Annotated in this window: 13 protein-coding genes and 2 tRNA genes; 4 read left to right on the top strand and 11 right to left on the bottom strand. The window is 72.1% G+C overall.

Annotated features, from left to right (window positions below; translation table 11 throughout):
• Positions 1-16 precede the first annotated feature (16 nt).
• Positions 17-2,287, top strand: a complete 2,271-nt coding sequence (locus ACEXOR_RS07055; protein WP_374848760.1) for a hypothetical protein — start codon at positions 17-19, stop codon at positions 2,285-2,287.
• A gap of 157 nt (positions 2,288-2,444) precedes the next feature.
• On the opposite strand, the gene ACEXOR_RS07060 is transcribed toward ACEXOR_RS07055, so the two are convergent.
• On the bottom strand, positions 2,445-3,230 hold the full coding sequence (locus tag ACEXOR_RS07060) for an alpha/beta fold hydrolase (protein ID WP_374848761.1): 786 nt from the start codon (positions 3,228-3,230) through the stop codon (positions 2,445-2,447).
• Positions 3,231-3,349: 119 nt separating this feature from the next.
• Here ACEXOR_RS07060 and ACEXOR_RS07065 point away from each other — a divergent pair, with 119 nt between their 5' ends.
• Both ACEXOR_RS07065 and ACEXOR_RS07070 read left to right on the top strand, forming a co-directional pair.
• Complete coding sequence (locus ACEXOR_RS07065) at positions 3,350-4,282, top strand: ABC transporter ATP-binding protein (RefSeq protein ID WP_374848762.1); 933 nt, start codon at positions 3,350-3,352, stop codon at positions 4,280-4,282.
• Entirely contained in the window at positions 4,279-5,193 is a 915-nt protein-coding gene (locus tag ACEXOR_RS07070; protein ID WP_374848764.1) for an ABC transporter permease, read from the top strand. Before ACEXOR_RS07065 ends, ACEXOR_RS07070 begins: the two co-directional genes overlap by 4 nt.
• A gap of 19 nt (positions 5,194-5,212) precedes the next feature.
• Here the strand turns inward: ACEXOR_RS07070 and ACEXOR_RS07075 are convergent, their stop codons facing one another.
• From ACEXOR_RS07075 to ACEXOR_RS07100, 6 genes are all read right to left on the bottom strand, one after another.
• On the bottom strand, positions 5,213-5,965 hold the full coding sequence (locus ACEXOR_RS07075; protein ID WP_374848765.1) for an ABC transporter permease: 753 nt from the start codon (positions 5,963-5,965) through the stop codon (positions 5,213-5,215).
• Entirely contained in the window at positions 5,966-6,931 is a 966-nt protein-coding gene (locus ACEXOR_RS07080; RefSeq protein WP_374848766.1) for an ATP-binding cassette domain-containing protein, read from the bottom strand.
• Positions 6,932-7,073: 142 nt separating this feature from the next.
• Positions 7,074-7,469 carry an SRPBCC family protein gene (locus tag ACEXOR_RS07085; RefSeq protein ID WP_374848767.1) on the bottom strand — a complete coding sequence of 132 codons (396 nt, stop codon included), beginning with the start codon at positions 7,467-7,469 and terminating at the stop codon, positions 7,074-7,076.
• Between the two features lie 44 nt (positions 7,470-7,513).
• Positions 7,514-8,740 carry a UDP-N-acetylmuramate dehydrogenase gene (locus ACEXOR_RS07090; RefSeq protein WP_374848768.1) on the bottom strand — a complete coding sequence of 409 codons (1,227 nt, stop codon included), beginning with the start codon at positions 8,738-8,740 and terminating at the stop codon, positions 7,514-7,516.
• Positions 8,737-9,162 (bottom strand): MaoC family dehydratase, encoded by a 426-nt coding sequence (locus ACEXOR_RS07095; protein WP_374848769.1) that lies wholly within the window; start codon positions 9,160-9,162, stop codon positions 8,737-8,739. Before ACEXOR_RS07095 ends, ACEXOR_RS07090 begins: the two co-directional genes overlap by 4 nt.
• Complete coding sequence (locus tag ACEXOR_RS07100) at positions 9,159-9,605, bottom strand: FAS1-like dehydratase domain-containing protein (RefSeq protein ID WP_374848770.1); 447 nt, start codon at positions 9,603-9,605, stop codon at positions 9,159-9,161. Before ACEXOR_RS07100 ends, ACEXOR_RS07095 begins: the two co-directional genes overlap by 4 nt.
• Before the next feature lie 102 nt (positions 9,606-9,707).
• On the opposite strand from ACEXOR_RS07100, the gene ACEXOR_RS07105 reads away from it, so the two are divergent.
• Positions 9,708-10,634, top strand: a complete 927-nt coding sequence (locus ACEXOR_RS07105) for a Ppx/GppA family phosphatase (protein WP_374848771.1) — start codon at positions 9,708-9,710, stop codon at positions 10,632-10,634.
• Positions 10,635-10,736: 102 nt separating this feature from the next.
• On the opposite strand, the gene ACEXOR_RS07110 is transcribed toward ACEXOR_RS07105, so the two are convergent.
• From ACEXOR_RS07110 to ACEXOR_RS07125, 4 genes are all read right to left on the bottom strand, one after another.
• Positions 10,737-11,558, bottom strand: coding sequence for a TrmH family RNA methyltransferase (locus ACEXOR_RS07110; protein ID WP_374848772.1), 822 nt, complete (start codon positions 11,556-11,558; stop codon positions 10,737-10,739).
• An 11-nt stretch (positions 11,559-11,569) separates the two neighbouring features.
• A complete protein-coding gene (locus ACEXOR_RS07115) occupies positions 11,570-12,130 on the bottom strand; it encodes a VanZ family protein (RefSeq protein WP_374848773.1) in 561 nt (186 codons plus the stop codon).
• A gap of 149 nt (positions 12,131-12,279) precedes the next feature.
• Positions 12,280-12,353, bottom strand: a tRNA-Met gene (locus ACEXOR_RS07120).
• Between the two features lie 63 nt (positions 12,354-12,416).
• A tRNA-Thr gene (locus ACEXOR_RS07125) sits at positions 12,417-12,488 on the bottom strand.
• Between the last annotated feature and the right edge of the window lie 105 nt (positions 12,489-12,593).

Here is a 12,593-nt window from a genome sequence, read left to right on the forward strand (position 1 = left end):
TAATAGAGTTTCGCTCATGAAACGTCGAGCGATCCTCACTGGCGGTGGCGGCGTTCTCGCCGTCCTGGTCATGCTCGGCGGAGCGGCCTCGGCCGACGAACTGGGGCTCGCGGTCACGTCGGCTCCCCCGCCCGGCACCGTCGTGACGGCAGATGCCGCCCGGTCGGTGGCGCCCGTGACGCTCGGCGGGGTCGGGTCGGTCGGCGCTCCGGTGGAGGTGCTCTCCTCCGGTGCTCCGGATGCCGCGGCACTCTGCGTCACGGTGGCGCAGGCGGACGCGAGCTGGGCGTGCACCATCACCTCGGCCCCCGACCTGGTGGGGCCGGTGATGGTGAGCAGCGCGGGCGAGGTGGTGCCGGTCGATCTCGCCGTGCTGGGTGTGCCGACGATCGGCACCGATGCTCCGGGGGTCGTCACCTCCACGGCGAGCGTCGACGACCCCACCCAGCCCCTGGCGGGAACCGGGGCACCGGGGGCGGAGGTGTCGGCGACCATCATCGACAGCGACACCGTGAGCGGCGGATGCACGGGCACCGTCGGAACGGACGGCACGTGGACCTGCACCGTGACCGCGCTTCCCGCTGGCGCAGGGCCGTACCGGGTGCGGGCGGAGCAGGCGTACCCCTGGGCACCCGACACCTCCGTCGACGCGCTGGAGGCGTCGTACGACTACGCGGGGCCGGGGGTGGTGGGCCCTGGGACGGGATCGGGCTCGGGTGGCGATGACGAGCCCGATCCGGGCTCGGGGGGCGGCTCAGGTGGAGGCGGGGCGGGGGGAACGGGAGGATCCGGGGGAACGGGAGGGCCCGGGGGAACGGGAGGACCCGGGGGCGGCCCGGGCGGCGGCGCCGGCGGAACGGGCGACCCGGGTGGAGCGGGTGGCCCGACGGGGCCCGGCGGGAACTCGGGCGAGGACGCCGGTCAGCACGGCGCCACCGGGAACCAGGGCGCCGGAGTCGAGTACGGAACCGCCGACGGGGGCGACCTCGGGATGGGGGCGAGCGACTCCGGCCAGGTGGGCGTGGTGGCCGAGGTCGACGGCGCAGCTACAGCAGTGGTGCCCCGGGGCGAGACGGGCGATTCTTCCGGGCGGCGTTCGGCCGCGGACGCGGGTCGCCTCTGGGGCGGGATCGACTCGGGCGGGGAGTTCGCCGCCGGCGGAGCAGGGGTGGTGCGCAGCGAGGCGGCGGGCGACGTTGCCACGTCGCCCTCCTCGGCCCTGGCGGGAGCGATTGGGGTGTCGCCGTTCAGCGGCTCGCTCCGCACCGTGGGCGACCTCGCGGCGCTCGAGCCGGCCGGAGTGGTTCGCCTGGGTCTGCTGGTGGCCGGGCTGTTGCTTCTCGTGATGGTGCCGGGCGGCATCCTGGAATCGACGGTGCACGACAACTGGGGCCGCATCCGGAGCGCCTGGCCGGTCACGTGGCTGTCGGGGCTGCGGCGCCGGGCCGATCAACGCCGGCCGGAGCCGCGCCGCACGTCGTCGTGGCTGTGGGCGGGAGCCGCTGTCGGAGTGGGCGCACTCGCCTCGGTGCTGGTCTCACCCGCCGCGGCCACGCTGGATGCCGGCGCGCTGGTGGCGCTGGTCGTTCCGTTCGCGGTGGCGCTGGTGGCGGCGAACGGGGTTCCGATGGCGGCGACGAGCGGATACGCGTGGGTGCGGTTCCGGCGGCGGGCGCGGGTGCTCGTGCGCCCGGGCTCGCTCGTGATCACCGTGGCCAGCGTGGGCGTCTCGCGTCTGGCGGGGCTCGAGCCCGGGTTCGTGTTCGGGGCCGTGGTCGGGCTGGCGTTCTCGGTGGCTCTCGGCAAGGCATCCGGAGCCCGCACGGTGGTGGTGGGCACCAGCGCGGCACTGCTGCTCGGTCTGGGATCGTGGGTCACGGCGAGCGCCCTGCGCGCGGCACCCGGCGACGGTGCGGGCGACGCCCTCCTGCTCGACATCCTCACCGCGGTGACGGTGTGCTCGTTGAGCGGGCCCGTGGTGGCTCTGCTGCCGCTGAAGTTCCTCGACGGGGACCGGTTGTTCCGCGTCTCGCGCATCGGTTGGGCGGCGTTGTACAGCGCTGCGGTCGCCGTGTTCGGGCTCGTGCTGATGCCGCTCCCGTCGGCATGGTCGTCGGTGGACGGCGACGTGCTGTGGTGGGGCGTCTGCCTCGCCACGGCCACAGCACTCACGGCGGGCGTCTGGGCGTACTTCCGGTTCGTGCCCGCGCGGGGTCGGCGACCCGCGGCCCAGGATGCGGCCGCCGCCAACGACGCCCCGGTCCGCCGGCCGACCCACGCCGCCTGACTCCCCGCCCCCGCCTGGCCCCCGACTGGCCAGCGCCTCGGCACGTCGTTCACGCACGGCCGCGGACAACGTCGAGCGTGGCGGAAACCGGCGCCGCAGGGGCCACGGTGTGCGCCGGCTTCGCTTGTGTCCGCACGGGGCGCGGGCGGGCCGCAGGTCAGCGGATGAGGCGGGCGACCTCGCGCGCAAGGGCCAGGCGCACGAAGTGGTCGGCTCTGGCGATCTCGTGCAACTGCACGTGGCGCATCGAGCCGAGCTGCTCCAGCGCCGCCGGAACGATCACCTGGTCGCGCGAACCCCAGACGATGTCGATCGGCACCGCCACCTGCGCGATGTCGGTGGCCGTGGTCTGCGCCTCGATGCAGTTCTCCATCGTCTTCGAGAACGCCGCCCACGACCGGTCGTCGATCGCCATCGCGCCACCGGGCAGCCACCGGGAGAACCGGCCGGCGTTGTCGGCGATGGCGAGGCGGTTGGCACGCACGAAGCGGTAGAACCAGAGATAGCCGCCCACCCGCATCCGGTGCCCGAGCGCCTCGATGTAGCGGCGGTGCGCATAGATGGGCGGCGCCACCAGCAGCAGGTGCGACACCTCTCGGCGGTGCACGGCGGCGTACCGGCTGCCGACCAGCGCGCCGAGGCTGTGGCCGACGAGCGTGAACCGCCCGCGCAACCGGAGCCGGCGGATGGTGCGGTGCAGCGCCTCGACGTGCTCGTCGAGCGTGAACGCGGCATCCGGCCCGGCGTGGGAACCGCCGAAGCCGAGCAGGTCGATGGCGATCACGCGGTAGAGCGGGGACAGGAACGGGACGAGCTGCTTCCAGCTCGCCGACGACGAGGCGATGCCGTGCAGCAGCACCACCACCGGGCCCTCGCCGACATCGACGGCGACGTGGAGCTCAGGCACCGTCGGGGTGCGTCGCACCCGGTCGATCAAACTCATCGAGACCCCCCGTCACCAATAGTCGAGGATACATCAGCTCCGTCCGGGAGGTAAAGATTCGAGGTGAGACTGGGAGCGACTGCTAGTGCCCCGAGCTCACTTTCGGCCAGCATGGGGTCATGAGCATTCCACCCGCCGTGAGCGTCGTCGATCTGAAGAAGCAGTACGGCTCGTTCACGGCGGTGGACGGCATCAGCTTCGACATCGAGGCCGGCGAGACCTTCGCGCTGCTCGGGCCGAACGGGGCCGGCAAGAGCACGACCGTCGAGATCCTCGAGGGCTACCGCGAGCGAACCTCCGGCGAGGTGCAGGTGCTCGGCATCGACCCGAGGCGCGGTGACCTCGAGTGGAAGGCGCGGCTCGGCATCGTGCTGCAGCAGACCGGCGAGAGCGGCAACGTCACCGTGCGCGAGCAGCTCACCCATTTCGCCGGGCTCTACCCCCACCCCCGCAGCGTCGACGAGGTGATCGCCGCCGTGGGGCTCGAGAAGAAGGCCTCCACCCGCATCAAGGCCCTCTCGGGCGGGCAGCGTCGACGCGTCGATGTGGCTCTCGGCGTGATCGGCCGGCCCGAACTTCTCTTCCTCGACGAGCCGACCACCGGTTTCGACCCCGAGGCGCGGCGGCAGTTCTGGGAGCTGATCCGTTCGCTCTCGCGGGAGGGCACCACGATCGTGCTCACCACCCATTACCTCGACGAGGCGGCCCAGCTGAGCGACCGGGCCGCGGTGATCGCCGGCGGCACGCTCATCGACATGGGTCCCGTCGATCAGCTCGGGTCGGCGGATGCGCGCGTGCCGATCGTGCGGTGGCGTGAGCAGAGCGGTCCGCCGTCCGGGAGCGGCGCGGCCGGCTCGGGCGCCGTGCGGGAGCAGCGCACCACGGAGCCGGCCTGCTTCGTGGCCGACCTGGTGGCCCGTTCCGGCGAGCCCGCCGAGCTCGAGGTGATCCGCCCGTCGTTGGAGGACGTGTACCTGGGCCTCGTCGAGGCGGCGGAACGCGCATCCGGAACCGTGCCCGCCTCGGGCGCACTCGAGGAGGCCCGCTCGTGACCGGCACCGATGCCCAGCGTCCGGCGAACGCGACCACGCAGACCCCGGCGAGCGCCCCCGCCACCCGCGCGCAGCGTGCGGCCGGCTCCTTCGGCCTCGGCCGCACGCTGCGCCTCGGCCTCTCGCGCGTGGTCTATGAGACGCGCGGCTACTTCCGTGCCGGCGACACCGTGTTCTTCACCTTCTTGTTCCCGGTGGTGCTGCTCGGCATCTTCTCGGTGGCGTTCCAGGGGCTCGGCAACGTGGGCGCGAACGCCGACGGGAGCGGCGGGATCTCGCAGGCCGCCTACTACCTGCCGGGCATGATCGCCGCCGGCATCCTGTTGAGCGGGGTGCAGAACCTCGGGGTCGACATCGCGGTGGAACGCGGCGACGGCACCCTCAAGCGACTGGCCGGAACCCCGCTGCCCGTGCTGTCGTACTTCATCGGCAAGATGGGCCAGGTGCTCGTGACCTCGGCAGCACAGGTGGTGCTCCTGCTGCTGCTCGCCCGCGTGGCGTTCGGCGTCGAACTGCCGAGCGACCCGGAGCACTGGCTGACGCTGGTGTGGGTGTACCTGCTCGGCATCTCCACGGCCGCGGTGCTCGGCATCGCCGTCTCGCGGTTGCCTCAGTCGGGCAAGAGCGCCTCGGCCGTCATCATCCCACCGCTGCTCATCCTGCAGTTCATCTCGGGCGTGTACCTTCAGTTCACCCTGCTGCCCGACTGGCTGCAGAACGTCGCGAGCGTCTTTCCGCTGAAGTGGATCGCCCAGGGGATGCGCGCCGCCCTGCTGCCGGAGTCGTTCGCGTCGGCGGAGCAGGGCGGCGCGTGGGACCCGCACCTCGTGGCCGTGGTGCTCGGTGTGTGGCTGGTGCTCGGGCTCATCGTGTGCCGGGTGACGTTCCGCTGGATCCGCAAGGACAGCTGAGAACGGCCCTCGGGCGTGGCTAGGCGTTCTCCTTGCGGAAGGTGCGGGTGCCCACCCAGAGCCCGGCGGCGAAGAGGATCAGCGTCCAGAGCACGCCCCAGAACGTGGTGACGGTGAGGAAGTCACCCGTGAACAGCTCGCGGATGGCGTTGACGATGTACTTCGTGGGAATGAAGTCGCTCACCACCTGCAGCCACTGCGGGCCGATGGTCATCGGCAGCAGGATGCCCGACAGCAGCAGTACGGGCAGCGCCACGCTGTTGATCAGCGGCGCCATCACGTCTTCGCTCTTCGTGGTGAGCGCCAGCGCGTTCGAGGCGGCCGCGCACGCGGCACCGAGCAGCACCGTGAGCAGCAGGCCGAGGATCATGCCCGGCACCGAGCCGGTGAGCCCGAACGCGAAGGCGAGCCCGATGAGCACGGCACCCTGCACGAACAGCTGCAGCACGTCGCGCAGGATGCGCCCCAGCAGCAGAGCGGTGCGGCTCGCCGGCGTCACCCGCTCGGCCTCGATCACGCCCGCCCGCCACTCGGCGATCAGGCCGAAGCCCGCGAACAGGGCGCCGAACAGACCGAGCTGCACGAGCAGGCCCGGCACGAACAGCGTGTAGGCGTTCTCGGCGCCCAACTGCCCTGCGAGCGGTTCGAGCAGCGGACCGAACAGCGCCAGGTACAGGATGGGCTGGATGAGCCCGATGATCACCCAGGCGGGGTTGCGCAGCGCCAGCCTCAGCTGCCGCCGGAACACGATGAAGGTCTCGCGCCAGAACATCTAGGCATCCTCTCGGAGGGACCGGCCGGTGAGGGTGAGGAAGACGTCGTCGAGGGTGGGCCGGCGCACCTCGATCGAGTCGAGGGCGATGCCCGCTGCATCCAGAGACCGGATGAGGCCGGCCACTTCGTGCCCCGCCCCGCGCACCCGCGCACTCACCGAGGGGCCGTCGACCGTGAGATCGGCATCGGCGACGCGCTCGAGCATCGCGGCCGCCTCGGCCGACCGGGCGGCATCCGTGAGCACGAGCTGCACCAGGTCGCCCGAGACCTGGCGCTTGAGCGCATCGGGGGTGTCGCTGGCCACGATGGAGCCGTGGTCGATGACGAGGATGCGGTCGCACAGGGCGTCGGCCTCGTCGAGGTAGTGGGTGGTGAGGAAGATGGTGGCGCCGCGCTTGACCCGCAGGTCGGCGATGTGCGTCCAGAGGTTGGCGCGCGCCTGCGGGTCGAGCCCCGTGGTGGGCTCGTCGAGGAAGACGAGCGTGGGGTCGTGCACGAGCCCCATCGCGATGTCGAGGCGACGGCGCTGGCCACCCGACATGGCCTTGGGTTCACGGGTCCACAACCCCTCGAGGTCGAGCTGCTCGAACAGCTGCCGCCCGCGGGCCTCGGCCTGCTGGCGGCTGATGCCGTAGAGCATGCCGTGGTCGACCACCTCTTCGCCGGCTCGTGCCTCGGGCGAGGTCGACCCGCTCTGCGAGACGTAGCCGATGCTGCGGCGCACCTGCTTCGACTCGGTGACCACGTCGTGGCCCGCCACCGTGGCCGTGCCGGCGGTGGGCTTCAGCAGGGTGGTGAGCATGCGCAGCGTGGTGGTCTTGCCGGCGCCGTTCGGGCCGAGGAACCCCACGATCTCCCCTTCGGCCACGTCGATGTCGACACCCGCCACGGCCGTGACCTCGGTCTTCTCCTTGCCCTTGCCCCGGCCCGCGAAGGTGCGCGCGAGGCCTCGCGCGTGGATCATCCGGTCTCCTCAGAACGGGTGGCCGGCGATGAGCCGACGACGAGATGTGAACGGCGTACACATTGCCTCACTTCGGCTCGCGGCGCAAGAGCCCCGGGCGCAGCCGTCGGCACACCGGCGAGAACGGATGCCGGGCGGGCAGTCATCGCTCGAGCAGACCCTTGAGGGTGGCGAGGTCGGCCGCGATGGCTCGCGCGTCGGCGTCGAGCTGCTCGGCCGTGACCCCGTCGCGCTGGAAGAGGGTGAAGACGACCTCGCTGCCCGCATCGTTGGCGAGCACCCGGAGCGGGTTGAGCACCACCGTGCCGTCGGGCAGCAGCACCTCGTGGTCGAGCACCCCGGCATCCGTCGGCCCCGTGAAGCGCACCTCGACCGTGCCGCCGCCGAGCTCGGCGAACCATCGGCCGTCCTCCTCGCGTAACCCGCCGCCGAGCCCGGCAGCCCAGAGTGCGAGGTTCGCGGGGTCGCCCGCGAAGGCGGCCACCTCTGCGGTCGGGCGGTGGACGGAGATGCTGAGATGCGTGGCGGGCCAGGTCATGCCCCGAGAGTAGAGCGCACCGGCGACACCGGCGATGCGTGGACTCAGAACCCCACGTAGACGGGCTCGGGGTGCAGCGTGACGCCGAACTCGGCGAGCACCCGGCTCTGCACGTAGCGGGCGAGCTCGGCCACGTCGGCGGCTCGGCCGGCGCCTGCGACGCCCTCCGTGCCGGCCGCGCCCGCGCCAGCAGATCCGGCCGCGCCCGCCCCCGCGGCCCGGTTCACGATCGCGAGCGTGTGCTTCGACGAGATGGCGGCGGTGGACCCCGGCAACGCGAACCCGCGACGGATGCCCGCGTGCTCGATCAACCACCCCGCGCTGAGCTTCACGTGGTACTCGGCGGGGGTCGCCGTCCGCGACGGTGCCGACTCCGGGCTCGGGTCGTCGTACACGCCGGTGCCGGCGTCGGCTCCCTGCTGGCCGAGCGCTGCCGCATCGAGCGGGATGACGGCATCCGGAGCGTCGGGCTCGACCTGCCAGCGCGGCGCCTCACCCGGCAGGGCGCGGGCGGCGCGCTCGCTCACGATCGGGTTGGTGAAGAAGGAGCCGGCACTGTAGGAGTCGGGGTCGGCCGGGTCGAGCACCATGCCTTTCGACGACCGCAGCCGGAGCACCGCGTCGCGCACCTGCTGCACCGGCATCCGTTCGCCCACCTCGACGCCGAGGGCGGAGGCCAGCTGACCGTACGCGACCGGGGCGCTGAGCGGCGCGCCGCCCGCCGGGTCGCCCAGCTCGAACGTCACCGAGAGCACCACGCCCCGGAGCCCCTGCTTGAACACCGAGGTGCGGTAGCCGAGGCCGAGCTCCTCGACCGGCATGCGCCGCACCCGCCCCGCCTCGACGTCGTAGAAGTCGAGCGACACGATTGCCGCGCCCACCTCCTGCCCGTAGGCGCCGATGTTCTGGATGGGGGCCGCGCCCACCGAGCCCGGGATGCCGGAGAGGGCCTCGATGCCGCTGAAGCCGCGCTCGACGCAGTACTCCACGAAGCCGTCCCACGGCTCGCCCGCCTGCACACGCAGGCGCACGGAACCCGACTTGGCCATCACGGGGGCGATGCCCCGGGTGGCCACGCGGATGACCGTGCCGTCGAAGCCGTCGTCGGAGATGAGCACGTTCGAGCCGCCGCCGAGCACCAGCCAGTCGTCGTCGAGGTCGAGGCCCTCCGCCACGGCGAGGAGTTCGGCCTCGGTGCCGGCGGTCACCAACTCGGCGGCCGGCCCGCCGACCTTCAGGGTGGTGAAGGGAGCGAGCAATCCCGCGCTCATGGCAGCAGGACGCGAACCTGCGCCTTGCCGAGCACGGTCTCGCCGTCGACGGTCACGGTGAGGTCGATGCGAGCGGTGCCGGCCGCTTCGTCGAGCTGCCCGATCTTCGCCACCACCTCGATCTGCGCGCCGGACTCCGGGTGCACCACCACCGGGCGGGTGAACCGCACCTGGTAGCCCGTGAGCCGCGAGGGGTCGCCGACCCAGTCGGCGACCGGCTGCACCGCGAGACCCATGGTGAGCATCCCGTGGGCGAGCACGCCGGGAAGACCCACGTCGCGGGCGACGTCGTCGCGGTAGTGGATGGCGTTGAAGTCTCCGGATGCGCCGGCGTACCGCACCAGCGAATCGCGCGTGATCGGGTAGGCGGCCCGGGCGACCTCGTCGCCGACCTCGAAGCGGTGTACGACCTCGGCGCTCATGCGTCCCCCCTCACCACGAGCGTGGAGACCGCGGTGACCACGTGCTCCCCCGCCGCATCCTGAACCACCGTCTCGGCCACCACCATCGCGTTGCCACCCAGCGTCTTGATGCTCGTGACGCGCAACTGGGCGGTGAGCTCGTCGCCGGCCACGATGGGCCGCACGTAGTCGAAGCGCTGCTCGCCGTGCACCACGTGGGTGAGCTCGATACCCGCGTCTTCTTCGGCCAGCAGCTGGGCGAGCGTGAGCTCCTGCACGACGATCGGGAACGTGGGCGGCGCCACCACGTCGGCGTAACCGGCCGACTGAGCGGCCTCGACGCTGAAGTGGAGCGGATTCGTGGAGAAGACGGCGCGGGCGAACTCGCGCACCTTCTCCCGACCCACCAGGTAGGCGCTCGTCACGGGGAACGCGCGCTCGGTCAGGGCTGGGTTCACTGGCACGGCTCCAGTCTACGGTCGGCGGGCGGATGCCGCCCGGGTCGGCGCCCGGGGTCGGCGCCCCGGGGCATCCGTGGCGGGGCCCGCGGGCACTACAGTCGGGATGTGCGACTCGGAGTGCTCGATGTGGGATCCAATACCGTCCATCTGATCGTGGTCGACGCGCATCCGGGCGCCCGCCCCGTGCCGGCGGCCTCGCACAAGTCGGTGCTGCGGTTGATGCGCTACCTCGAGCCCGACGGCGCCATCAGCGCCGAGGGCGTGGAGGCCATCGTGGCCGCCATCGCCGCCGCCGTCGAGGTGGCCCGCCGCGAGGGCATCGACGAGCTGCTGCCGATGGCCACGTCGGCCCTCCGCGAGGCCCGCAACGGCGAGGAGGTGCTGGCCCGCATCGAGGCGTCGACCGGGGTGGCCCTGCGCGTGCTCTCGGGGGAGGACGAGGGGCGGCTGACGTTCCTGGCCATCCGGCGCTGGTACGGGTGGTCGTCGGGCAACATCCTGCTCTTCGACATCGGCGGCGGGTCGCTCGAGATCGCCGCGGGCAGCGACGAGTACCCCGAGGTGGCGGTCTCGCTGCCGCTCGGTGCCGGGCGCACGACGGTGCAGTTCTTCCCCTCCGATCCGCCGAGCCCCGAGCAGATGCTCGAGCTGCGGGCGCACTCCCGTCAGGTGATGCGAGCGGATGCCCTGCCCCTGTTCGCATCTCAGCCCGCGTTCGACCACGTGGTCGGCTCGTCGAAGACCATCCGCTCGCTCGCCCGGCTCGCGGGCTCCTCGCGGCCGAGCGCCACCGGCGACATCGTGACGCTGCGGCGCGCCGACCTCAAGGACTGGATCCCGCGCCTCGGCCAGCTGCCCGCCGAGGCCCGGCAGGCGCTGCCCGGCATCACGCCCGACCGCACCTTCCAGATCGTGGCCGGCGCCATCGTGCTGCACTCGGTGATGAAGCTCTACGACGTCGACGAGCTCGAGGTCTCCCCCTGGGCGCTCCGCGAGGGCATCCTCCTCCGCTACCTCGACGGCCTCTCCTGACGTCTTGCGCGCATCCACTTGCCGCCATCCGCCCTAAAGACGCCGTTTTAGGGCGGATGGCGGCAAGTCGATCGCCGCGCGGGCTAGGGAGCCGCGCCCGCGTCAGCGGGAGACGGCCCACATGGCCACGGCGCTGGCCGCCGCGACGTTGAGGGAGTCGATGCCGTGGAGCATGGGGATCTGCACCACGGTGTCGGCCGCCGCGATGGCGTCGGGGGTGAGGCCGTCACCCTCGGTACCGAGCACCAGGGCGACCCGCTCAGGAACGGCGCGTTCGAATTCGCGCAGGCTCACCGCATCCGGAGTCAACGCCAACGCCGCGATGTGGAAGCCGAGCTCGTGCAGCAGCGGCTCGAGCTCGGGCCACTCGGGAGCCCTGGTCCACGGCACCTGCAGCACGGTGCCCATGCTCACCCGGATGGCGCGGCGATAGAACGGATCGGAACAGCGCGGCGTGACCAGCACCGCGTCGGCGCCGATCGCTCCGGCCGAGCGGAACACGGCGCCCACGTTGGTGGGGTCGACCACGTTCTCGATCACCACGATGCGGCGCGCTCCGGCCAGCAGGGCAGCCGGGTCGGACAGCGCGGGGCGGGCCATCGAGGCGATCAGACCGCGGTGCAGCAGGTACCCGGTGAGCTCGGCGAGCAGGTCGGCGGGGCCGGTGAAGACGGGGGTCTCCGGATGCCCGGCCGCGGTGAGCGCGTCGATCGCCTCGGTCTCGCTCGTGCCGAGCGCCAGCACCGAGCGGGGGACGTGGCCGGCCGCGAGCGCCCGCTGCAGCACGAGCAGCGACTCCGCGAGGTAGAGGCCGTGCTCGCGCCCGGCCTGGTCGCGGCGGGAGTTCTTGAGGGCCACGTCGGTGGCGTGGGCGTAGTCGGCCAGTCGCGGGTCGGCGAGGTCGTCGACGCGGATGACGGGCATGGAAGACGAGTTTAGAGGCGCACCGGGCCGGTGGCGGCGGGGGTGGGGCGCTCGGTCGGGGCCGCGCGGGGCCGGGCCGGGATGGGGCGCGGCAGGCTCGGGGTGGCCAGCGCGAGAACCACCCGGCGCAGACCGAGCATGAGCACGCCGCCGAGCAGCGCCCCCACGGTGTTGGTGATGACGTCGTTGACGTCGGCGGTGCGGCCGAGGTCGGTGACGTACTGCGTCACCTCGATGGTGAGGGTGCTCGCCAGCGCCACCCAGAACACCGTGCGGATGCGCGCCCCCGCCAGCACCATCACGAGGCCGAGCGGCACGAACACGAAGGTGTTCAGCACCGCATCGAGCTCGCTGCCCGACCCGTCGAACTGCAGCGGCAGGAGGTTCAGGCGCATGCCGAGACCCGAGCCCGGCCGGAGCGTCATGAACGCCACCGCCGCAGCCCAGATCAGAGCGAGCAGCACCAGCGGCATCCGCTGCACTCGGGTCGGAACGATGCCGCGCCCGACCGCCCCGAGCGACACGGTGGCGAGCACCGCGGCGAAGAGGAGGTTGAGGGCGAGATCGAACATGGGTCCACCCTCGCAGAACTGCCGCCGGGCATCCTGTGCGATCTCTATGATCTGGCTGTGGGGCCCTACCCCGAACCGAGCACCGCACCGGCAGGCCGGCATCCGGGCAAAGGAAAACCCCCAAGATGGCGAGATCTTGGGGGTTTTCGTAGCGGGAGCGGGACTTGAACCCGCGACCCCACGATTATGAGCCGTGTGCTCTAACCAACTGAGCTACCCCGCCAAGGCTTCCGTTGGAAGCCGGCTCTCCGCCAGCGGGCTGCGGAAGCCGGCTTCTGGAGAGCGGAGCCCCCTGTGGGAATCGGACCCACTACCTCTTCCTTACCAAGGAAGTGCTCTACCAATGAGCTAAGGGGGCGCGTACGGGCACCCGGAAGCCGGGCGCTTTTTGGCACCAGTAGAGAATAGCATCCCGCGGGCGGTGCTTTCGTCGCCGTCGGCGCTACCTCTCCGGCGAGGTCTG

Origin of the sequence: Herbiconiux liangxiaofengii, assembly GCF_041927335.1 — a bacterium.
GTDB classification, from domain to species: Bacteria; Actinomycetota; Actinomycetes; order Actinomycetales; family Microbacteriaceae; genus Herbiconiux; species Herbiconiux liangxiaofengii.